Here is a 23731-nt window from a genome sequence, read left to right on the forward strand (position 1 = left end):
GGATCATGTTGGAACTTATCGAAAAAGTAAGCCATCAGCTGAAAAAACCACTGCCCGGGCAGGAAGCCCAGTACCGCATGGCCACGGCATTTCGCTACAATCGGATGCCCGCGCCCGCCGGTGCGGTCAAAGCCTCGGTGCTGGCTTTATTTTATCCCAAGGGAGACCAATGGCACATCGTATTGATCGAACGGGCCTCGCGCTACGTGCAGGACCGGCACCGCGGGCAGATCAGCTTTCCCGGTGGACGCTTCGAGCCCAGTGATCCCTCGCTGGAATACACTGCGCTGCGGGAAGCCGAAGAAGAGATCGGTATCGATGCGGGGAAAGTGGAAGTACTGGGGCAGTTAACCGAACTTTATATCCCCGTCAGTAATTTTCTGGTATACCCCTACGTGGCCTATACCGACGAATATCCCACCTTTACACCCCAACCCTCGGAGGTCGCCAATATCCTTGAAGTACCCTTCGACCATTTCCTTTCGGATCAGAATGTCCGGACCATGGACATGACCGTCCGGGAAAACATCCGTCTCAAAGATGTGCCGTACTTCGACATTAGCGGCAAAGTGCTCTGGGGAGCTACCGCGATGATGATGAGCGAACTGCTGGCTCTGGTGGAGTAAACCGCCGAACCAAATATTTGTTATTATCGTTCTAACAGAAAACCAATATGAAAAAATTACTCTTGCCGTTTGCGGCATTTCTTTTTTTATTTGCCTCCTGTAGTCCCAAAATGGGAGAAGAGAGCAGTTCCGAAACCGACATGAGCTCAAATGAACCGGCCAGCACCGTCGAACCCGAAGGTTCGATGAACGACAACTGGGTTGCCAAGAGTCAGGCGGGCGTCGATTTTATCGCCACCGGCAACGAACCGTTCTGGTCCGTGGAGATCGATTTCGAAAAGATGATGACCTTCAATACCATGGAGGAACCCAATAAAATGAGTACGCCGGTCCCCAATCCGGTGCGTCCGCAGGATGTCAACGCGATCAGCTACCGGGCAAATACCGAAAAGGGTAATCTCTACGTCACGATCTTCAAGGAAAAATGTATGGACTCTATGTCCGGGCTGGAATCGCCGTACAAAGTAACGGTATCCATGAAACCCGGCGATAGTGACGAGTACGAAGAATTCACGGGATGCGGACGTTATCTGGGCAATTACCGGCTGAATGACATCTGGGCGCTGACCGAAATGGACGGTGAGTCTGTTGCTCCGGGAGATTTCCCCAATGGCGTACCGACCCTGGACCTGCAATTGAAGCAGGGCAAGGTATTCGGTCACTCCGGCTGCAACCGCATGAACGGCAAGATCACCATGGGGGACGATTCCGTGACTTTCGGTCCGCTGACCAGTACAAAAATGGCCTGCCCCGCTATGCAGTTTGAGACCAGATATCTGGCTGCGCTTTCGGGCAATACCCTAACCTATGAACTGGATGGCCTGAAATTGCATTTACAAGGTAAGGAACATACATTGACATTTAAGAAAGTGGATTAAATCCGGGAAAAGGGAAGCTGGGAGCAACAAAATCTCCCAACTTTGCAGGATATTTGCCTCCTGACTTCCCAATACAATCAACGTATTCATTGGAAAATTTGAAACGGCTGCTGGAAGCATACCAGCAAGCCCCACGTGTAAAGGAAATAAACGACAGTTTAAAAACAGAAACACCGGCACGTTTACAATTGCTAGGTTTGCGCGGTGCCATGGAGTGCTTTGTCCTGGCCGGAAGCTACCGGGCCGAAAGACGACACCATCTGTTTATCGGCCTGGATAAAGAAGATGCCGCCTACATTCAGAATACGCTGGCCGGACTGCTCGAAAATAAAACCATCCATTTTCTACCGGATTCCTTCAAAAGGCCGCGATATTTTGAAGTGCTGGACAGCAACAACGTGCTGCAGCGCACGGAGGCCGTCAACCGGCTGACGCATTCCAAAGCGACCGGCGAGATCGTGGTCACCTATCCGGAAGCGCTGTTCGAAAAGGTAGTGGCTCCGGAGATCCTTTCCTCCAACCGGATGGACATCAATGTGGGGGAACAACTGGATGTAAATACCCTGATCGATGTTCTGGTGGAATACGGTTTCAACCGGGAGGATTTTGTATACGAACCCGGTCAGTTCTCCGTAAGGGGCGGCATCGTTGATATCTATTCCTACGGAAATGATTATCCCTACCGGGTGGAGCTTTTTGATGAGGATGTGGAAAGCATCCGGACCTTCGATCCGCTGACCCAGTTGTCCAAGAAGAACATCAAGCAACTTTCCATTGTACCCAATATTAATACCCGTTTCAGCCAGGATCAGAAAGTATCTATCTTTCAGGTATTGCCGCCGGATACGGTAGTCTGGATCAAGGATTTTCAATTACTTCTGGACCGGCTGCAGCAGTGTTTTGAAAAGGCAGAGGAATTTGCCCGTACCATTTCGTCCCTGGACGAGAGCGAACTGGCGGAGATCTTCCGCGACCGGGCTTTTATCCGACCGGGTGAAGTGATCGGGGATGTAGAGCAGTACTCCATTTTGTGTATGGCCGAATCCGGTCAGCCGATCCCTTTTGATCAGCAGATCCGGTTCAACGGGAAACCGCAGCCGAGTTTCAACCGGAATTTCAACCTGCTCATCGAGAATCTGAAAGCCAACAATGGCGACCGGATCGAGAATTACATCTTCACGGATAATCCCAAGCAGATCGAACGTTTTTATTCGATCTTCGAGGATCTAGAAACCCAGGTGCCCTTTCACCCCGTGATCAAAGCTATCCATCAGGGTTTTATTGATGAGGATCTGCGGATCGCCTGCTATACGGATCACCAGATTTTTGAACGTTTTCACCGGTATAAGCTGCGGCAGGGTTTCACCCGCGACCAGGCGGTCAATCTGCGCATGCTGCGCGAGTTGCAACGCGGTGATTTCGTCACCCATATCGACCACGGTGTCGGACGTTTCTCCGGTCTCGAAAAAATCAATATCAACGGCCACATTCAGGAATCCGTCCGGCTGATCTACCAGAATAACGATATCCTATACGTCAGCATCAATGCGCTGCACAAACTTTCCAAACACGTCGGCAAGGAGGGCACACCGCCCAAGCTGAGTAAACTGGGATCGGACGCCTGGCAAAACCTCAAGCGCCGCACCAAGAAGAAAGTTAAAGATATTGCCGGCGAGCTCATCAAACTCTACGCCCAGCGTAAGGCGTCCGAGGGTTTTGCTTTCCCGCCGGACGGCTATCTGCAAAACGAACTGGAATCGAGCTTCATTTACGAAGACACGCCCGATCAGCTCACCGCTACCCAGGATGTCAAAGAAGATATGACCAAAACCTACCCCATGGACCGGCTCATTTGCGGGGATGTAGGTTTTGGGAAAACGGAGATCGCCATCCGGGCGGCCTTCAAAGCGGTAGTCGGCGGCAAACAGGTAGCGGTACTGGTACCGACCACCATCCTCGCCCTGCAACACTACCGTACTTTTCAGGATAGGCTCAATGAGTTCGGCGTGACTGTTGACTACGTCAATCGCTTCCGCACCGCGGCCGAACGCCGCGAGATCTTCAAACAACTGAAGGAAGGTAAGATCGATATCGTGATCGGCACCCACGGCCTGCTGAACAAGGAAGTAGGCTTCAAAGACCTGGGTTTACTGGTGATCGACGAAGAACAGAAATTTGGCGTTGCTGCGAAAGAAAAATTGCGCAGATTCAAGGTCAATGTAGATACCCTGACGCTGACCGCTACCCCGATCCCACGGACACTGCAGTTCAGTCTGATGTCGGCCCGGGATCTTTCCATTCTGCGTACACCACCGCCCAACCGGCAGCCCATCCACACGGAGGTGCGGATCTTCAGCGAAGAACTGATCCGGGAAGCCATCTATTACGAGGTCAACCGCGGCGGACAGGTATTTTTTGTGCACAATCGCGTCAAAACCCTGCCGGATATTGCCGCCATGGTGCAGCGTCTGTGTCCGGATGTGGACATTGCCGCTGCGCACGGTCAGATGGAACCCAAAAAGCTGGAAAAAACCCTGCTGGATTTCATCGACCGGCAATACGATGTGCTGATCTGTACCAACATCATTGAGACCGGTCTGGATATCGCCAACGCCAATACTATGATCATCAATAATGCCCACCAGTTCGGGATGTCCGACCTGCACCAGTTGCGGGGACGGGTGGGCCGCTCTAATAAAAAGGCATTCTGTTATCTGTTTAGCCCACCTTTGTCCGTGATCAGTTCGGATGCCCGCAAGCGCCTGCGTACGCTGGAAGAATTCTCCGAATTGGGTAGCGGGTTCGATATTGCCATGCGCGACCTGGATATCCGCGGCGCGGGTAATATGCTGGGCGCCGAGCAAAGTGGTTTTATCACCGATATCGGTTATGCGACCTACCAGAAGATCCTCGAAGAGGCGATTCAGGAACTGAAAGAGAACGAGTTTAAAGACCTGTTCCAGGAAGATCTGGAGAAAAATCACGACTATGTCCGCGACGTGCAGATCGAAACGGATGTGGAAATGCTCATTCCGGATGACTATGTCAGCAATATCCAGGAACGACTTAACCTCTACACCAAACTGGATGATCTGGAGCGCGAAGATGAACTGGAAGCTTTTGAAAATGAACTGCGCGATCGTTTCGGTAAAGTACCGCCCCAGGTAAAAGAGCTGTTCCAGGGCCTGAAGTTGCGCTGGGTTTGCCGCGACCTGGGCTTTGATCGCCTTATCCTCAAACGCAACAAGCTGCGGTGCTACTTTGTGGAGAATGCCCAGTCGCCCTACTACGAAAGCAAGCGCTTCGGCGATATCGTGCGACTGGTAGGAAAAGAGGGGAAAAAGCTGGGACTGAGCCTAAAACAGTCCCACAATCGCCTCATCCTGATCAAGGAAGGGGTGCGTACCCTGAGCCAGGCCAACCAGGTATTGGATAAGTTGCTGGAGCGGGTGTAGTGGTTAACTGCACGTGCTACGCGATCGGGTGCTTCGACAATAAAATGCGCTTAAAATTGCATCTCCCCTAAAAAAGTCCGAACTTAAGTGAAATGACAGCCACTGCTGCATGTCTGACAAGAACCAGTTATAGAAACATTGCCGCTAAATAAATTAGGTGGAACCGGGATTTGATCCCGTTTCACTTCAATTTTCCCTAACGAATCTTTAGGTAGGTACCCAGTCAATCTACTTTTAAAAAGGCATACTTTATTTTTAAACTAAACTCCATTTTACCATGAAAACATTTAAATCAATTCTGTTTTCCCCTTTTTTCCTTGCTTTTTTTCTCATTTTATTCTCCTGCGATAACGATGATGATACTTCTCCCGGAACGGAACCGCCCGAGCTTACGCCTACCTTAGCTACTTCCAGCAGTGAAATATTATCTCTGGCCGAGTCCGTTAAGGAACCTATTGGAATTAAGGCACTCGACATTTACGAGGAACGAAAGGCCCAATCGTTTGACGATAATGTGAGATACAGCAATAACTGGATCCAGAGTCAAATTGACTTTTACGATTCGGTTTCAGGTGAGAATAAGGGTTATTCCGAATACATTGAAGAAATGATCGAAGGCGGCGGGCCGGAAAAAAGCCTGGGCATGCGTGGCTGGTTAAATGATCCCGACAATGTAGCCTTTTGGGATAATGCCGTTCAGCAAAGTATCGGGGATGATGGTTATGCCATGCTGATATCTTTAAATGGTGCGTTCCAACCCGAAGTCAGTTCCCAGTTTCGATTAATTTACGGAGGTACCCGTTTATTCCACGACCAGGAAGACCGCCTGTCAATAAATGGTTCGTTTTTTGAAAACATCGAACTTACCAATAAATTTGGCGAGTTTCCGGATAACCCTTCCAATGAGGATTTCTTCAGAGTGATTAATGGTCTAAGCCACAAGATTCGGTTGCAGGTATTTCAGCTATATACCGATTACCGGAATGGGAATCTCTCAGAGGAAACTATCCGTAGATTTAACCGTGCTTACGCGGTGGTAGGAGGTTGTGCTACCGCTAACACAGACGCCGCAGATAATTTACCTAAAGCCCAGCGGTATCTTAGCGGGCTGAATTTCTTCGCCCAGGAGTTAACGGAAATGGGCTATACCATTTGATCTTTGCCGGGACGTAGAGCAAGTTTTTGTCGGAATTGCTCTACGTTCTACCTATTTATTGAGTGCGGTCCCTGTTAGATCTTCTTTACTCACAACTCCGGGAAAAAGCACAGACCCCACCAGATACCCCAACCAGCCCAAAGCAACATTTGCGATCCATTCCCTGTTTCGCAGGTAACGCCTGTTTAATTTACAATTGTTACCGATCTTAATGAGCTCTTCTTCCGAAACGAAAACATTATTTTCCTCCGATGCCTTCACCCTCTATTCCGACCGGATCGTGCAGGGCAGATATTCCGCCAGGGCAATTGCCCCCGACCATCTGGTTTCCAATTATCCCAGTCGCGAGATCGAATTACTGGATGATCACGATCAGGATTCGGAAAAAAGCTGGAAACTGACGGAAGATCTGTCCCGTTTTCCTCAGTACCGTTCCGACCAGCCACTGGTGGATACCCTTTACCAGCTATCCCTGGAAGAAGCCCATCTGAATATTGAACCCGACGGCACTTTTCGCACCGGCGCCGAATGGGGTGGCGTCTGGACGCGCGATATCAGTTACAGCATTCTGCTGGCTTTTGCCTTTCTCGAACCGGAAGTTTCCAAAACCAGTCTTCGCAAAAAAGTACGGCGGGGTATGATCATTCAGGATACCGGTTCCGGTGGGGCCTGGCCGGTATCTTCCGACCGGACCACCTGGGTACTGGCGGCCTGGGAGATCTACCAGGTGACCGGTGATGCCGCCTGGTTGGACGAAGTCTACCCCATCATCAAAAATACCCTGGAGGATGATTACAAAACGCTTTTTGATGCAGCTACCGGCATGTTCTGTGGTGAATCCTCCTTTCTGGACTGGCGGGAACAGACCTACCCGCGCTGGATGTCAAATGCGGATATTTATACCTCGCTCAATCTGGGTACCAATGTCGTACATTATCAGGCCCACAAAATACTGGCAGCGATGGCAAGGATCAAAGGCGAATCCACCGACGTCTTTTCCCAACGGGCCGATCTGATCCGGGATGGTATCAACAAATATCTGTGGCAAAAGGACGTGGGCTACTACGGCCAATACCTCTACGGTCGCTCCGACCTGATCCGTTCTCCGAGATTTGAGACATTGGGAGAATCGCTGGCGATCCTGTTTGGGGTAGCCGATCAGGCCCAGACCGAAAGCATTATCAATAATGCGCCGCTCACTCCTTACGGGCTCAGTTGCATCTATCCGCAAATTCCCAATATTCCGGCCTATCATAATAACGGCATCTGGCCCTTCGTCCAGGCTTACTGGAATCTGGCAGCCGCCAGGGCCGGCAATTTGTCCGTACTGAACCACGGTCTGGCCAGTATTTACCGGCCGGCAGCCCTATTCCTGACCAATTACGAGAACATGGTCGCCGAAACGGGGGATTTCCGTGGAACCGAGATCAATTCCCATCGGATGCTGTGGAGCATTGCGGGAAATCTGGCAATGGTATACCGGGTATTTCTGGGTATGTCTTTTGGGGAAGACGGACTGCATTTTACTCCGGCGGTACCGGAATCCTACGGTGGAGTGCGGACACTCAGCGGCTTTCACTACCGGAATGCCGTGCTGGATATCAGCGTCAGCGGCTGGGGGCGGCAGATCAAAACCTTTACTCTGGATGGACAGGAGCAGGACCGGGCTATGGTGCCACCGGACCTTTCCGGCCACCATAAGATCACCATTGTATTGGAGGCGGAACCCAAGGAAGGAGCGGAAGCCCGGATCATCGATAATTATTTCAGTTTACCGGCACCCCGGGTCATTCCGACCGCCAAGTCCATCGAGTGGGAGTCCTTACCGGGAGCTACTCACTATAAGGTCTACAGGAACGGTGAATTCTGGCGGGAAACCAAAGACACCGAAATGGCGGTCGGCACTCCCGCCTATGCGGTCTATCAGGTAGAAGCGGTTGATGCCCGGGCTTATCCCTCTTTTGCCAGCGAACCGGTCACCTTTGCGAAAGATGTCCGGATCATTCCTTTGGAAGCATTTGTGGCTGCATCTCCGCTACCGTTTACCGATTTTACCGGAGATGGTTTTGTGGAGGTGTCGCTGGATAAAAACCGCGTGATCGATATTCCGGTAGAGATTGAAAAGGCCGGAAATTACCTCCTCGATATCCGTTACGCCAACGGCAGTGGCCCCTGGAATACCGATAACAAATGCGCCATTCGCAGTCTGAGTGTGAATGATGCCTACACCGGCGTAATGGTTTTCCCCCAGCGGGGTACGGATGCCTGGTCCGACTGGGGATATTCCAACGTCCGAAAAATTCAGTTGCAGACCGGTACAAACCAGCTGAAACTCCATTTCGAAGAGTGGAACCACAATATGAATGTAGAGATCAACCGGGCTATGCTGGACCATATTCGGATCATCGCAATCGATTAATTCTAATAGCCCGACATGTACCTTTTGTCTGATTTGGAGGTATTGGATTTGTTATTGCTATTGAAATTGAATCTTTTATACCCAATAATTTGAGTACCGAAAAGCCCAAAGCTCTCAGGGGAGGCTACTAATAACGATTTCAACCTGAAGACAATAAGAACATTCCTGGCACTAATACAATTCCTGTATCCCCTCTATGTAATAGGTGGTACGCCCCGCAATTTTGGTCCGCTGTACGATGCCTTCTCCGTTTGGCCCCGGTTCGCCTTCCTTTCGCCATTCCCAAAACCAGTTTTCCGGATAGTCTTTGTAGTAGGCATTGCGATTGATCGCTTCCTGCAGGATACGCTGCATCGCCCCGTAAATGTCCAGCTTCTGCGTTTCGGATAAATTATTCACCCGCGAAGCCGGATGGATGCCGGTCTGATAACAGATCTCATCCGCATACAGATTACCCACGCCGGCGAGGTGGCTCTGATTCAGTAAAAAGCCCTTGATGGTAGCCGTTTTGCCTTCGGTCTGTTTCAGAAAATCCGCATCGGTGATCACCAAAGCGTCTTCCCCCAGTTTGATGTCGGCGATATACCCGGCCAGGTCTTCGATGTACCGGATCTTGGCAAACTTCCGGGGGCAGTCAAAACCCAGATGCCGCCCGTTATCAAAATGAAAAACAAAACGTTCGTACTTCGTGCGCTCTTCCGGCTCGGAATAGTAATTCAGATCACCGGTCATGCCGAAGTGCAATAGAAGATGCTCGTCATTGTCCATGCGGGCAAAGAGGTATTTCCCCCGGCGGTAGGTACTGAGAAAGGTCCGACCGGTCATCCGGTCGATAAATTCTTCACCGCTGACATTGCGAATGATCATGGCATCCTGCACCTCAACGGACTCGATACGCTGGTGCAGGGAAGTGCCGTCAAAATATTTTTGAAATGTACTTACTTCGGGTAGTTCGGGCATCTGGATAATACAGTTAAAACAAAATTCTGTAATGGCCGGGGACAAGCCCGTTCATTTTACGACAAAAGTGATTGCAGCTTCATTGCCAGCGCCATATCGCCTTTGATCTTTACCTTACCGGACATTACGGCCATCATAGGATTCACGGTACCCTTGCGCAGACCGTCGAGCGTTGCCAGGGAAGTAATAATGGTGGTATCCGCTTCTGCGTCCTCGTTGGTGATCACGGCTTCTTCTCCCGTGAGATCGAGAAAGACGATCCCTTCGTCAAACTGAAATTTAAGTGATTTGCCTAAGGTGGGCATTCCGGGCGCCGCTTTGCGGAATTCTTCGGTTACTTGTTCTATGGTCATTTTGTATACAATTGATGTTTATGATTGGAAAAACTGCGGTTAACAAACGTACAATTTTTCCATTTGTTTTTATTTATCGTCCTCAAGTCCGGGTTTTCATCTCAATTCTTTGCCGGAGAGGAGTATTGTATAAAAAAACTCCGTCACGCATAATAAGTTCACCCGCTAAACCATTGTAAGAAAAAGTCCCAACTCCAATACCCTAAAAAACCATGAACAAACGAATCCTGTTTTTCCTGCTGGGGGCCGCGCTTTGGTCCTGTGAAAAGAATTCCAACTCTCCGGTATCCGGCGATATCGATTTCCGTCAGGAAATGCGGCAACTGGTCCAATCGGTCAGCGCCTATGGCCGTTTTCTCGATCCCGATTTCATCATTATTCCCCAGAACGGGGAAGACATCATTACCGTAGACGGAGCGCCGGAAGGCCCTCTGGCCACGGGTTATCTCAATGCTATCGACGGGGTCGGCCGCGAAGAGCTTTTCTACGGTTACAATAATCGGGATAACGAAGCGACCCCTTACGCCGAGACGTCCTTCATGTTGCCTTTCCTGAATTTACTTCAGCAAAACGGGAAAGCCATTATGGTCACGGATTACACCAATGATCCCGGCCAGCAACTGGAAGCATCCACTCAGTGTCAGAACCGGGGCTTTGTCCCCTTCATTGCAGCCGACCGGGAACTGTCCCTGCTCCCTGATACCAGTCTGCAACCGGCACTTAGCGGAAAAGATATTATTCGCCTGGACCAGGTCGAAAGTTTTCTCTTTCTGATCAATCCGCAAAAATTTAATGACCGGGCCAATTATATTGCCAGTCTGGCCACCTCCAATTACGACCTGCTTTTGATCGACCTGTTCTTCGATGACCAACAGGATCCGCTGACGATCGAGGAGATCCTGCAGTTGCGTTTCAAACCGGACGGCACCCAACGGCTTCTGATCGCTTACCTGAGTATTGGGGAAGCCGAATCCTACCGCTACTACTGGCAATCGGACTGGGATACCAACAAGCCGTACTGGATGGAAAGTAAAAACAGCCAGTGGGCCGGAAATTACAAAGTGCGTTACTGGGAACAGGACTGGAAAAACCTGCTCATCGGCAATAAGAACAGCTACCTCAAAAAGATCGTAGATGCCGGCTTTGACGGCGTGTATCTGGATGTAGTGGACGCATACGAATTCTTTGAATAGCCCCCGGACCGTTTAGGCCCAGGCCTTGCGCAGGAAACGCAGCCAGTTGCCGTACATAAAGCCCGCGATATCCTCATCCGTATATCCTCGCTGGGACAGCAGATCCGGAAGTTTTTGCAGGTCGGCGATCGTATCGAGATCCGCCGGGCCCTGCTCGGTACCGAAGCCACCGTCCAGATCCGTACCGATACCGATGTGGCGGGTGTTGCCGGCCAGCTGGCAAATGTGATCCAGGTGATCGATCAGTACGTTTAGCGTCACGCCTTTTTCCTGCGGAGTGGATTTCCGCCGGATCCAGCCGGGCACCATCATCCAGGCATCCAGCGCACCACCGATCACCGCATCCCGGCTGATCAGTTCCCGGATCTGCTCATCCGAAAATTGCCGGTTGTGGTCCACCAGCGCCCGGCAGTTGTTGTGGCTGGCCCAGACCGGCCCGTTAAAATGATCCATGGATTCCCAGAAACTCACATCACAAAGGTGGGTCGCATCCAGGATGATATTTTTGGCTTCCATGGCAGCTAGTAGAGCCCGGCCCTTCTCCCCTATCCCGCCGGTAGAATCCGTACCGAATGCATAGGTACCGGGGCCGTAATGCGCCGGCCCCAATGCCCGCAGGCCCGATTCGTACATCATATCGAGATGCTCCAGGCTGACGATGGAATCCGCCCCTTCCAGACTGAGCACATAGCCGATTGTGTGACGGTGCTCCGGCCATTCGGTCAGTTGCCTTTCCAGTCCTTCCAGGTCCCTGATCTGCACCAGTTCTCCGGCACGTTCCATTTCCCGGTACCAGGCGAGTTGACCCTGGGTCTGGGCCCAGGCCTGCTGCGGTGAATGCCAGCCGGGAAGAGGATTGGAGGTTTTTACATAGCGCGCGATCAGGGTGGCTACGCAGAGCCCGATGTCCCCTTCGCGCATGGCGGGAAAAGAAACGGTGTTGTTACCCCGATCCGGTTTGTCCGTCATTCCGGCTTCTCGCTGCCGGATATGCGCTACGGTTTGCCGGAAATCCCGGTTCCAGTCCAGGGCGTTCATACTGAGATCGAGGTGGGCGTCGAATACCATATTGCCAGTTGGTTTATTGGATCTCTTCTAATAGGGTTAAATGGATATTACCCGGTCTCTGGCGATCACTCCCCATTTTTCGGTGGCCAGGCCGTCGCGCACGACATGGGCACTTTCGTACAGGGCGCAGGTCGGACAGATGTGTAAGGGCAGACCGTAAAGCAGCGTACCTACCGGGTAGTTGGCCGGGTTGTCTACTTCGAGTACCAGATGCTCTTCACTTTGCCCCAGCTGGCGGGCATCCGGCAAATTGAAAAAATGTACACGGGGAAACGGATTCTCCGCCGCCACACTTTTGTGCCCCAGGTCTACACAGATCCGGTTATTTCCGGGATGGGATATTACCCGGGTCAGGACCAGACCGGCATACAGGAAGGGCTGTTCTTCGAGTTTGCGCGCGTAGCCCCAGTCCCAAAGCAAGCAGGTGCCCGGGCTGCAGGTCACATTATCCCGCAAGGCATGCACCGGAAAAGTAGGACTTCCGCCGGCTACCACATCCAGTTGGCGGCCCGTAGTTCCCTCTATCTTTGCCCGCAATTCCTCCACCGCTCGAAAGGCTTCATCCGAGGCTCGCTTTCGCTCCTCGAACTGTTGCCGGAACTGCCCGTCGTAAACGTGTAACCCTACCGGATCTACTCCAGGCAGAGATAGGCAATGGTTGAACAGATCAACTGCTTCCGCGCCCGGCTCGATACCGGTGCGGTGCATACCGACGTCAAGATCCAGGTAAACGGTGAGTGCCTTCCCGGCGGCCGCAAAAACTTCGGAAATAGCGGATGCGGATGCGGTATTATCCACCAGAGCGGCGTAGTGGGTATCCAGAAAGCGGTTGACCAACTCCAGCAATCGGGTGATCTTGGGACCCACCGGCTGGTAGGCCAAAAGCGCCCGTTCTGCTCCGGATTGTCCCAGCATTTCTCCTTCCGCGATTGTGGCGAATTTAAACTTGCGGATCCCGGCGGTCATTTGCATATCCACGACTTCCCGCATTTTGTAGGTCTTCACGTGCGGTTGCAGGCGGGTGGGGTCATCGGCGACCCGTTCCAGCATCAGCCGGATATTTTCCCGGATCCGGTCCGGATAAACAACCAGACAGGGAGTGTCCAGCGTATCGGCATTATTGATCTCGTACCACTCAGCCATAATGATGGTATTCAGTTTTGGAATGTATAATGTGCAGTCTCAGACAGGTGCAGAGCATTCGTTTAGCAGGCACCGAACGATCAATCTATTACACCTTCAGTTCAAATGCCGCTTCGATTTCCACCGGGATATTGTCCGGGAGGCTTCCCATTCCCACGGCACTGCGTACCCCGATCCCTTTGTCTTCGCCGAAAACCTGGGCAAACAACTCACTACAACCGTTGATGATGTAGGGATGCTTTTCGAAGCTCGATACACAATTGACCATGCCCAGCACTTTAATGACCCGCTGGATGTGATCCAGGCTGCCGAGATTGGCGCGCAGCGTAGCCAGAATAGCCAGACCAACCTGGCGGGCGGCGAGTTTACCGGCTTCCATGTCCATATCCTCGCCGATGCGGCCGATGATCAGGCTCCCGTCGGACTGCACCGTTCCGTGCCCGGAAACCAGGATCTGATTCCCTACCCGGAGAAATGGTTTGTAAACGCCCAGCGGTTTGGGTGCGGGCGGTAATTCCAGCCCGAGAGCGGCAAATCTTTGTTCAGGTGTTAATGCTTGCATTACTTTCGATTGACAGTTGATGGCGGCCGGTGAACACTCGCAAAACCGTACTTACCGGAGGCCGCCGAAATTATATAATTTGATCCAGTATCAGGACGCCGATCAGGCCCACGACTGATACAATAGTTTCCATAGCCGACCAGGTCTTGATCGTATCGGTGATGCTAAGGTTGAAAAATTCTTTGAACATCCAAAAGCCACTGTCATTTACGTGCGAAAACATCAGACTACCCGCCCCGGTGGCCAGTACCATCAGGTTAGGGTCAGCGCCCGTGGTAACGATCAGCGGCAATACGATACCGGCGCTGGTCAGTCCCGCCACCGTAGCCGATCCCACACAGACGCGGATAATGGCCGCAATGCCCCAGGCCAGGATCAGCGGAGAGGTATCCAGGCCCTGCAACAGGCCCGCAATGTAGGCACTGACCTCGCTCTCTACCAGGATCTGCTTCAGTGCACCGGCTCCCGCAATAATGAGCAGGATCATGGCGATGCCCTTGATCCCCTCTTCCAGGCTTTTCCCCACTTCCAGCATGCTTTTTCCCCGCATGATGCCCAATGTAAAGATCGCCACCAGAATGGTGATCAGCATAGCAATGATGGGATCGCCCACAAAGGCCAGAAACTGACCGAAGGGAGATGCTTCGGGTACAAACAACCGTAGTACCGCCGTGACCGCCAGGAGCAGTACCGGCAGTAGAGCCGTAAAAATGCTGATACCCAGACTGGGCATTTCTTCGTCACTTAGTTCTTTGGTATTGAAGAAAGCCTCCAGGGGTTTTGGATTGTACTTTTTGAGTGTACTGGCAAATACCGGTCCGCCCAGAATGATGGCCGGCACCGCGATGATGAGTCCGTAGACAAGGGTCAGGCCGAGGTCCGCCCCGTAGGTTTGTACAATGGCCGAGGGAGCGGGGTGCGGCGGCAGATATCCGTGGGTAACCGAAAGCGCCGATAGCATCGGCAGCCCCACGTAGATCAGGGGAAGTTTGTTGATGGCCGCCACGGTAAATACCAGGGGGACCAGGATCACAAATCCGACCGAGTAGAACAGCGGAATACCCACGATGAATCCGGTAAGGACCAGCGCCCAGTGAATGTAACGGACGCCGAAGGCATTGATCAGGCTGGTGGATATGCGCTGGGCCGCGCCACTGTCGGCCACCAGCTTACCCAGCATAGCTCCGAAACCCAGGATGATGACCAGGAAGCCCAGAATGTTCCCGATCCCCGTCTGCACGGCTTTGGAAACGGCGGCAGCCGGCATTCCTTCCGCCAGGCCGATCCCGATGGAAACTACGACAAAGGCGATAAAAGCATTGATCTTAAAATAACCGATAAGCAGTACCAGCAGCAGGATACCGACAATAACAATTGCTAAGGGCATAGGTGTTTAAAGTTTTTCGTTTTTTTCAGAGACTGTTCAAACAGTCTCTCCGTACTATTGCAGCGGTCGCCAATATACAAAATACTTTAGGTGTGCCATCCCAGGACGGTACCCACAAAAAAAATCCCGGATGCTCGGGGGTGAGCATCCGGGATTAGTGTTTTTGATTAAAATTTTATAATCGGTCGGTTATTATTTTCTCTCAAATATCTCATCCAGAATATTCTCCAGATCGTCGAGATTTTCAATGCTAAGAAAATAACGTTCACCGTTGCGCAGATCTAAACGCAGACCACGGTTTTTACCCATGTTCCAGCCGCGGGTTCGACTTCCGTACTGTACCGACCAGCCACTCAGCGCAGCCTGCTCGGGCAGTTCGATAATCTCGAAATTCTCTACTTCCTCCCACTTGATCTTTTGCTTACTTTTCTGCCAGGGGTAAATACTGTATTTCACCCCTTTGGTGTCTACTTTCACCTTCATTCTTACTTTCAGAAAGTAAGCGAGCGTAAGCACAAGACTTGCCAGCAGGAAGATTCCCAGAATCAGATTTCCGTTCGCGGCAGCTTCGCCGGAAACGGTAGTTACTACCAAACGAATAGCTGTACCTAAGGTCAGGATGGCCAAAAGTGCGATGACCTCCCAATGCCGATACCGCTGCGTTTCCTTAAATTTCAACTTGGCCATGATAAAGTGTGTTTAAATTAAATAAATCAAGTTGCGAAACAACTTGTAGAGGGTAGAAAGCGCTAAATTCACAAACAGGGCAATTTCAGCTCCGTTTATTGAATGATTATCCTTCTACTCTATACGGTTAGGAACGCAACTTGTGTTGATAATTACCCAAGTGGTATGGATTCTACCGATTAGGTAATCATACAAATTTACGAAAAATATAATTAGTTTACATTAAATTAACATTGGATTAATTTAAATTTAACATTAGAATTTGTCCATACAGCCGAAAAAGACCTTGATCACCTTAATTATTGCTTACATCCTGATAATTATATTGTTATATGGCTTACATGAACGCATAGTTTTTCGTCCAAGCTCATTGGATCCGGACTATTCTTTCGAGTTTAAGCATCCCTTTGTCGAACTCAGCCTCGATGACAAAGGCGCGGATCGGTCGCTAAATGCCCTCTTTTTTCCGGTAAGCGAACAGGCAAAAGGTATTGTACTTTACTTCCACGGTAATGCGGATAATTTGCAGCGCTGGGGAACATATACGGTAGATTTTACCCAAAACCAATACGAGGTGCTGGCGGTAGAATATCCGGGTTACGGCAAAAATCCGGGAACGCCCACTGAGGCGGAGCTGTACAAAAGTGCTCAGCTCGCTTACGAGCGGGCCCGGGAGCTATATCCCGCCGATCAGATCATTATTTACGGACGATCTCTGGGGTCCGGTCCGGCCAGCTGGCTGGCCGCGCAGCATCAGGCCCGGCAACTGATCCTGGAAACGCCTTTCCCCAGTATCCCGAAACTCTTCCGGATGCGGGCTTCGGTGGTGCTGGTGCCCTTCGAGCCCAACCCTAAGTTCCCGGTAGCCCGGCACCTGCAATCCGTTTCTTATCCCATCAGTATCATCCAGGGAACCAACGACTGGGTGGTACCCTACCGCGTCGCTTCGGAGCTCCGAAAATACCTCAAACCGGATGACCAGTTCATCACGATCGAAGGCGGCGGGCACAGAAATCTGCGCAGCTTTCCGGAATACGAGAAAATACTGGCCGATTTGTTGCAGTGAAGTTTTTTGTATATTCATCCAAAGAACACGTCCTAATTTGCAGCAATGACATTGACCAACTCCTTCATCATTCTATTTGCCATCTACGTGCTGGTCTGTGTCGTTTTTTACTTTTTTCAGCATTTCTTTTTCTTCCGTCCCGAATTACTCCCCCACGAATTCACCTATAAATACCCTTTTGATTTTGAGGAAAAGACCTTCGAAATGGAAGACGGCGGGCGCATCAATGCCATCTATTTTCGGGTACCCAACAGCCGGGGGGTGATCTACTACCTCAAGGGCAATTCCCGGAGTATCAAAGGCTGGGGGAAATTCGCCAAAGATTTTGTGAGCAATGGATACGACTTCTTTATGATGGATTACCGGGGTTTCGGAAAAAGCCGCGGCAAACGCACCGAGCCCATTCTCTACAACGACGCTCAAACCCTCTACAGGTGGCTCGCCAAGCAATACGAAGAGGACGAGATCGTGATCTACGGGCGTTCTATGGGGTCGGGCATTGCGGCGCGGATCGCATCCTGGAACCGGCCCAAAATGCTCATCCTCGATTCGCCCTATTTCAGTTTTTACCACCAGATCCGTCGCTACGGTTTTATTCTTCCGCTGCGCTGGCTGCTGCGGTATCAGATCCGGACCGATCAGTTCTTCCGGAAGATCGAATCACCCATCTTCCTCATTCATGGAACCAAAGACCGCCTTATTCCATTTGAGCACAGTGAACGGCTGCAACAGATCCAACCGGAACTGGCCCACCTGTTGCCCATCGAGGGGGGTGGGCACAATGACCTGCCGGACTACCCGGAATACCACCAGTACCTGTACGATATTCTCAATGGTTATTATGTAGAACAAACCGCCGGGGCCGTATGATCCGCCGCACTTTCGATATCATCGATTTCCAACTGGAGCGCCACCCGAACGACCGGGCATTGGTGAGTTATTCAAACGGGAAGTGGACTCCTTACAGTTCGACCGAAAGCCGGGACAGGATCTACCAGTACGGGACAATATTGTTGGAATTGGGTATCGAGAAAGGGGATCGGGTCGTGATCCTGCCCCATCTGGCATCGGCCGACTGGATATTTCTCGATCTGGCCATACAACAGGTCGGAGCGGTGGTCGTACCGGTACACTTTACCAGCCAGCCCGATCAGTTGTACCACATTCTGGACCATTCCGAAACGAAGCTGTGTATCGTGGCCGACCGCACGCTGGGAGAACGCTTTCTTCCGCCACCGGAAGGGCTGACGGAATTGCAGATCTTCTTCCTGCACGATCCTTCGGAACGGGAAGACAGCTTCGGCTCCCTGTTGGATCGGTATCCGGCCCAACCGGACCGGGTCCGGGCCGCAGCCAAACAGGTAAGTCCGGAAGACCTGGCGGCCATTATTTACACTTCCGGTACTACCGGCATTCCGAAGGGGGTGATGCTCAGTCATCATAATCTGGTCTGCAACTTACAGTCCGTACTGCCGCTGGTACCGCTGGACCGCCGCAAGACCAGTCTTAGTTTTTTGCCATTCAGTCACATCTTCGAACGGATGGCTATCTACGTGACCATCGCTTCCGGGGCCAGTCTGCATCTGTTAGTGGAGCGGGAATACCTGGAAAAAGCCTTTCGCGAGGTACATCCCCATTTTTTCACCGCTGTACCCCGGATCATTGAGAAGATGTACGAACGGCTGCTGGCGCTACGGGGCGAGAACGCCAGTTGGCGGCGGCAGCTCATCGACTGGGCCCTGCGGGTCGGCCAGCGCTACCGCGACCGGCCGGGCACCAAATTTACCTACTGGATACAATTGCAACTGGCCCGTTTTCTGGTCTTTAACCAGTTGAAGCGAAACCTCGGCGGACGGGTGGAAGGGATCATCGTCGGCGCGGCCCACCTCCAGCCCCAACTCGGACGGCTGCTCGCGGCCATGAACATCCGTATCCGCGAAGGATACGGTATGACGGAGACTTCGCCGGTGATCACCCTGAACCAGTTTCGCCCGGGCCTGTACAGTTTCGGTACGGTAGGCGTCCCCATTCCCGGGGTAGAGGTCCGCATCGATCAACCGGATGCTGCGGGAGAAGGAGAGATCCTGGTGCGGGGCCCTAACGTCACCCGGGGCTACTACAAACAGGATGCTGTTACCCGGGAGGTCTTCACAGAAGACGGGTGGTTTCGAACCGGAGATGTGGGCAAATTTGTAAAAAAGCGCTTCCTGCAGATCACCGATCGCAAAAAGGATATTTTCAAAACCTCGGCCGGAAAATATATCGCGCCCCAGGTCCTGGAAAATCATTTCCGGCAGTCCGCATTTATCGAACAGATCATGGTTGTGGGTTTTCAACGTCCCTACCTGACCGCCATCATTAAGCCTAATTTTGAATTGCTGGAGCAATGGTGTAAGGTGCACGGTATTCACTGGACCAGCCCCCGCTACATGGTGCTCAATCTGAAGGTAAAAGAAAAGATGCAGGAAGAAATTGACCTGCTCAACGCTCTGCTCCCCAACTTCCAGAATATTCGGGCGTTCCACCTGACCGATCGGGAATGGACCATTTCTTCCGGCCTGCTGACCTATACGCTTAAGCTGATCCGTCCGCAGATCCTCCAGGCTTACCAGAAAGACATTGATCTGTTGTACAAGATGAGTTAGCTTACAACCGCAGAAATACAGCTCGTGCTAACCGAATTCTCCAGGTTCCGGATTTCACAATAAAGTTCGGTAATGTAATTGCGAACGATTGGAACGGTGCTCCTCAGCATCTTTGCAGAGCATTCACATTAACCGCTTTGCACCATGAAGAACTTATTGATCTACTATATTTTGCTTTTTATCCTACACCTGGTATTCGGAGCCATCTTTGCGGCCGGCAACCTGATGGAAACCAGCACACTCGATATCACGGAACGATTGTTTCAAATGACCGAGTGGACCGCAGCCGGTTTCGAATATTATCGAAAGGCGTCCTGAAACCAATCCTGTACTTTTACCAAATGAACCAGCAAATGAACACATTATTCAGCAGTCCTGCCGCCAGAGAACGTATTCTGGAACTCTACTTTGACAAACTGGAAGAACTGAACATCAGCTACGACACCTGCACCATTGAAACGAGCTTTGGGGATACGCACATTATCATGACCGGCGACAAAACCGCGCCGCCCCTGGTATTGCTGCACGGCGCTAACGGTTGTGCCCCGATCGCCATTGAAGCGCTTCCCGGTTTATTGAAGGATTTCCGGGTCTATGCGATCGACATTATCGGTCAGCCCAACCCCAGTGCAGAATTCCGGCCGGATATCCACACCCCGGCCTACGGGCAGTGGCTGCAGGAGATCCTTTCCCGAATGCACATCACCGGAGTTACGCTGGTTGGCATTTCATTCGGCGGACTGGTTAGCTGGAAGACCCTCGCATTTGACGAGCGCCGCATCGCCCGGGCTTTCCTGATCGTGCCGGCCGGCATCGTGAACGGCAATCCGATCCAGGCGCTCTGGAAAGTCTTCTTACCCATGAAACGCTACATGGCTACCCGCAAGACCAAATACGTTCATCGGTTCCTGGGGGCGTTGTTTACCCGGGAAGACCCATTTGCCCTGCGTTTTCTGTCCGAGGTTTTTCTGCATTTTTCCATGGATTTCTCTCCCCTGCCTCTGATCAGTCGGAAAGAAGCAGCACAAATTAAAACGCCTGTATACATCGCGGCTGCAGAAAATGATCTGATGTTTCCGGGGAAAAAACTACTCCGGCGGGCACAAAAGATCTTTCCTTCCCTGCGGGATACGCTACTCTTACCCGACTCCAGGCACGTACCGGACGAAGCGGGCAATGAGGAAATCGTAAAATGGATCAGCAAAAATTACGGTCACCCGCAGGAGGTGTAGGGCTGTTCAGTGCTATAAAAACGCAATGCGAATTTTTCAATTACAATGTCAAGCACCATAGCAATAGCTAGCAAAAGGCAGCTTTCTGCTCCGATTTTGACCTTTTCGCCTGATTTTGAGTTATTGAAATTGCTATTGCCATTGAAATTGCCATTTTTTATATTCAATAATTTGAGAACGGAACAGCTCTACCCGCAGGAGGGGTGATCATCGCATGAGGGTGAGTGCTCCCTGCCGCTGCCGCAGCACTCCGTCTTCCATCAACAGGCTCATGGAATAGAGGTAGACCCCATTGGGCGCGATCTTACCGTTGCGCAGGTGGCCGTCCCAGGATTCTGAAGTTTCGTTGGGTGTCAGGTCTTCCCTATCGTAGATCATCTGTCCCCAGCGGTTAAAGACCTGCAGGGATTTGATCATTATCAGATCCTGATCACCGAAGATGGTAAAAGTGTCGTTGATGCCGTCGTCATTGGGAGAAAAAGCATTCGGAATGTAGACGTGATAATATTCCAGATCCACGTGGACTGTACTATCGCAGCCGATGGCCGTTTCCAGGTGCGCCAGATGCCGGCCGCGTTCACTGAAGTTGTACGCTCCTACCCGGTAGGCTTCACCGTCAAAGATCTTTACGGCAATACTGTCCACCTGGTCGGACGTTACCCGCAAATCAAGCTGGATGATACTGTCGCAGTGATCGACGGACTTCAGGGTTTCCGTGTAGACCCCGCTCCGCGAAAGCGACTGGCTGTGAAACTGGTAAATATCTTCCTGGCAGATCACCATTTCCTGCTCTTCGTAAAAGAACGGACGGTCGAATATAAAATCATTGGTCAGCTTGCATCCTTCCGATCCGGTGATCCGCACCTGGTAATTGCCGCTTTCGCCTACCGGTTGCAGCCGGGCGCTGGTTGCACCCTGGATCGCTACTCCGTCGCGGTACCACTGATACTGCAGCGTATCGTAGTCCGGCACGCTCAGCGAGAAGGTATCGACGCAGGGATTACCCCGCTCGGTCACCTGAAACTCAAAAGCCTTCTGATCCGCCAGGATCAGGTTGTCAAAAAAGTAATAGTAATCTTCGGTACCGCTCAATTCCCGGCAGGAAGGACCGATGGCAATGGCATAAATATCTTCCTTGGGGCGAATATCGATCTCTTTCTGCACCCAATTAAAATTACCACTGGCCGATACCGACCCCAGTACTTTCCAGTTGGGATCATTAGACGGGCAACCAAAATCCCGCTGTCCCATTCCGAAAGGCAGATTGGCACAATCGGTTGTACCGTAAAAGACCACTTCCGTGGCCGGCGAATTTTTCCCAAAGGTAAATCCCACATAAAACTGAAAGGTATAACTGTTGTCCGCTCTGAGCGGTGACAGCAGGCAGGCCCCGGCGTATTCTTTCCAGTTGGGTTCCGTGTCGTCGGTAAATTCGTTGGTCATGAAGCGGCCATTCCGGTATCCCACGCAGCCTTCACCATTCGGGATCGGCAGGGGTACGGGCAGGTAATCCCACCCCATCCAGCCGCAGGTATGAATGTAGTCGGTGGTGGCTTCGGAAGCCTGGATCCAGGTTTCGGCACAATTGAGCTGACTGCGGTTCCGGGGACAACAGCTCCGGTCTTCAAAGGAAGGATTGGGGATCAGTGAAATGGGGTCTACGCTGGGACAGGTACAATCCGGATCGTTCAGATCGATCAATCCGTCGGCATCATCGTCAATACCGTTGTCGCAGATCTCTCCCTTCACCGGTGTTGCCGGATACCAATCATAGTGATAACCGGCCAACAGGAGGATGACCAGAACGTTAATAATGCCCCATTTCATGTTCGGTTAGTTTTTCCGCAAAACAAGATAACTTATTTTTCGGCTACTGGTTCACAATCGAACGATCAATGGGAATTTTTGTCTCCAATCTGATAGTCGGGAACCGGGATGCCCAAAGTCTTCAAATTCAGCACTCTGGCATCCCGGCATCCTCTCCTCTATGCTTAGGCTATCAAGCCGGTCAGTACTCCGTCGGCTCCGCTTCGGAGATCACCAGGGGTATTTCCGCCCGGATACTTTTCTGATGCGCGATCGGAAGTTCTACGTAGGTCCGGCCGTAGTTTTTTTGAGCGGCGGCTTCCCAGAGTTCGCTGTAGGCAGCCTTTATTTCATTGTAGACTGCCAGGTAGGTGGCGTAATTGGTGCCCCGGTCATTCATAATGGAGACAATGGCATTTTTGGGACTTTTGGGCTTGTTATCCTCTCCGTTCGGATTTGCGATAAAGACTTTGGCAATATCTTTCAACCGATCAACGGTGGTGATCTCTCCCTCGACCAACAATTCGTTCTTTCCGTTGACATTTACGGAAAGTACATTATCCTGATTAAGGGTGATGGGTACGGGATCCGGCTCCCAGGGGGGTAATTTCACAAAGATCCCCTGATCTTCGGCAATGGTGGCGGTCACCAGAAAGAAAATGAGTAAGAGGAAGGCAATGTCTGCCATGGAGCCGGCATTGATGGGCTCACTCTGGCGCGGTGGTTTTTTGTTTAACATTCTACCGATTTTTAAAGTGTGATAATACCGGTAGCTGATCGACGAGCGTTTCTCTATTGCGGTCTTCGGTTCCGGCCTAAAAAGTGGAATGAGGACCGTTTTGGAAAAACCATTATATTAGAGACTACATTAAGAGTATGTTTGGGAATTTTTCTTTGAGGCGAAAACAGTCAATTTTTTGTTTAGACGAAGGTTATTTTGAAGTGCATACCTGCCCATACGGGCCCGTTCTGGGGAAGGTACGGACTGAAAAATAGCTGAAGTATAAACGAAAAAGTGGCGTTTGCAGCCCGATTAATAATTCCCAAACACACTCTAAGATATTTTTATCGCCTGGCAAAACCTAAAGTTTCCTG

At 51.4% G+C, this 23731-nt stretch carries 20 protein-coding genes; 11 read left to right on the plus strand and 9 right to left on the minus strand.

All coding sequences use genetic code 11. The features are described 5' to 3' along the window. Positions 1–5: 5 nt before the first annotated feature. From CRP01_RS24105 to CRP01_RS24125, 5 genes are all read left to right on the plus strand, one after another. Positions 6–626 (plus strand): NUDIX hydrolase, encoded by a 621-nt coding sequence (locus CRP01_RS24105; protein ID WP_099152675.1) that lies wholly within the window; start codon positions 6–8, stop codon positions 624–626. Positions 627–673: 47 nt separating this feature from the next. Continuing rightward, entirely contained in the window at positions 674–1504 is an 831-nt protein-coding gene (locus CRP01_RS24110; protein WP_099152676.1) for an META domain-containing protein, read from the plus strand. Between the two features lie 89 nt (positions 1505–1593). Then, on the plus strand, positions 1594–4959 hold the full coding sequence (gene mfd / locus CRP01_RS24115) for a transcription-repair coupling factor (protein ID WP_099152677.1): 3366 nt from the start codon (positions 1594–1596) through the stop codon (positions 4957–4959). A 277-nt stretch (positions 4960–5236) separates the two neighbouring features. Further along, entirely contained in the window at positions 5237–6115 is an 879-nt protein-coding gene (locus CRP01_RS24120) for a hypothetical protein (RefSeq protein WP_099152678.1), read from the plus strand. 211 nt (positions 6116–6326) lie between these two features. Continuing rightward, positions 6327–8534 (plus strand): alpha-L-rhamnosidase-related protein, encoded by a 2208-nt coding sequence (locus CRP01_RS24125; protein WP_099152679.1) that lies wholly within the window; start codon positions 6327–6329, stop codon positions 8532–8534. Between the two features lie 171 nt (positions 8535–8705). On the opposite strand, the gene CRP01_RS24130 is transcribed toward CRP01_RS24125, so the two are convergent. Next, positions 8706–9494, minus strand: a complete 789-nt coding sequence (locus CRP01_RS24130) for an Fpg/Nei family DNA glycosylase (RefSeq protein WP_099152741.1) — start codon at positions 9492–9494, stop codon at positions 8706–8708. A 56-nt stretch (positions 9495–9550) separates the two neighbouring features. Beyond that, the gene (locus tag CRP01_RS24135) at positions 9551–9847 is read right to left on the minus strand and encodes an SCP2 sterol-binding domain-containing protein (protein WP_099152680.1); all 297 of its coding nucleotides are present in this window, start codon (positions 9845–9847) and stop codon (positions 9551–9553) included. A gap of 212 nt (positions 9848–10059) precedes the next feature. Here CRP01_RS24135 and CRP01_RS24140 point away from each other — a divergent pair, with 212 nt between their 5' ends. After that, on the plus strand, positions 10060–11040 hold the full coding sequence (locus CRP01_RS24140; RefSeq protein ID WP_099152681.1) for an endo alpha-1,4 polygalactosaminidase: 981 nt from the start codon (positions 10060–10062) through the stop codon (positions 11038–11040). Positions 11041–11052: 12 nt separating this feature from the next. Here the strand turns inward: CRP01_RS24140 and CRP01_RS24145 are convergent, their stop codons facing one another. The 5 genes from CRP01_RS24145 to CRP01_RS24165 all read right to left on the minus strand — a co-directional run bounded on the left by CRP01_RS24145 (position 11053) and on the right by CRP01_RS24165 (position 15887). Next, entirely contained in the window at positions 11053–12108 is a 1056-nt protein-coding gene (locus tag CRP01_RS24145; protein ID WP_099152682.1) for a dipeptidase, read from the minus strand. Positions 12109–12144: 36 nt separating this feature from the next. Then, positions 12145–13251 (minus strand): D-TA family PLP-dependent enzyme, encoded by a 1107-nt coding sequence (locus CRP01_RS24150; RefSeq protein ID WP_099152683.1) that lies wholly within the window; start codon positions 13249–13251, stop codon positions 12145–12147. Positions 13252–13339: 88 nt separating this feature from the next. Further along, on the minus strand, positions 13340–13813 hold the full coding sequence (locus tag CRP01_RS24155; protein ID WP_099152684.1) for a RidA family protein: 474 nt from the start codon (positions 13811–13813) through the stop codon (positions 13340–13342). A gap of 70 nt (positions 13814–13883) precedes the next feature. Beyond that, positions 13884–15200: a gluconate:H+ symporter gene (locus CRP01_RS24160; RefSeq protein WP_099152685.1), complete on the minus strand. Its 1317-nt coding sequence runs from the start codon at positions 15198–15200 to the stop codon at positions 13884–13886. 192 nt (positions 15201–15392) lie between these two features. After that, the gene (locus CRP01_RS24165) at positions 15393–15887 is read right to left on the minus strand and encodes a hypothetical protein (RefSeq protein ID WP_099152686.1); all 495 of its coding nucleotides are present in this window, start codon (positions 15885–15887) and stop codon (positions 15393–15395) included. Positions 15888–16257: 370 nt separating this feature from the next. On the opposite strand from CRP01_RS24165, the gene CRP01_RS24170 reads away from it, so the two are divergent. The 5 genes from CRP01_RS24170 (at position 16258) to CRP01_RS24185 (ending at position 20830) form a co-directional block, all read left to right on the plus strand. Then, a complete protein-coding gene (locus CRP01_RS24170) occupies positions 16258–16953 on the plus strand; it encodes an alpha/beta hydrolase (protein ID WP_170110515.1) in 696 nt (231 codons plus the stop codon). A 45-nt stretch (positions 16954–16998) separates the two neighbouring features. Then, positions 16999–17823, plus strand: coding sequence for an alpha/beta hydrolase (locus CRP01_RS24175; protein ID WP_099152688.1), 825 nt, complete (start codon positions 16999–17001; stop codon positions 17821–17823). Then, positions 17820–19598, plus strand: coding sequence for an AMP-dependent synthetase/ligase (locus CRP01_RS24180; protein ID WP_099152689.1), 1779 nt, complete (start codon positions 17820–17822; stop codon positions 19596–19598). The genes CRP01_RS24175 and CRP01_RS24180 overlap by 4 nt, the downstream gene beginning before the upstream one ends. A gap of 144 nt (positions 19599–19742) precedes the next feature. Beyond that, complete coding sequence (locus tag CRP01_RS42425) at positions 19743–19916, plus strand: hypothetical protein (protein WP_170110516.1); 174 nt, start codon at positions 19743–19745, stop codon at positions 19914–19916. A gap of 35 nt (positions 19917–19951) precedes the next feature. Continuing rightward, entirely contained in the window at positions 19952–20830 is an 879-nt protein-coding gene (locus CRP01_RS24185) for an alpha/beta fold hydrolase (protein WP_099152690.1), read from the plus strand. A gap of 207 nt (positions 20831–21037) precedes the next feature. Here CRP01_RS24185 and CRP01_RS24190 read toward each other — a convergent pair whose 3' ends face one another. Together CRP01_RS24190 and CRP01_RS24195 are read right to left on the minus strand one after the other, a co-directional pair. After that, positions 21038–22657, minus strand: coding sequence for a T9SS type B sorting domain-containing protein (locus CRP01_RS24190; protein WP_099152691.1), 1620 nt, complete (start codon positions 22655–22657; stop codon positions 21038–21040). Positions 22658–22838: 181 nt separating this feature from the next. Further along, positions 22839–23375, minus strand: a complete 537-nt coding sequence (locus tag CRP01_RS24195; protein WP_099152692.1) for an ExbD/TolR family protein — start codon at positions 23373–23375, stop codon at positions 22839–22841. Between the last annotated feature and the right edge of the window lie 356 nt (positions 23376–23731).

The sequence above is a fragment of the Flavilitoribacter nigricans DSM 23189 = NBRC 102662 genome, assembly GCF_002646595.1.
Lineage (GTDB): Bacteria > Bacteroidota > Bacteroidia > Chitinophagales > Saprospiraceae > Flavilitoribacter > Flavilitoribacter nigricans.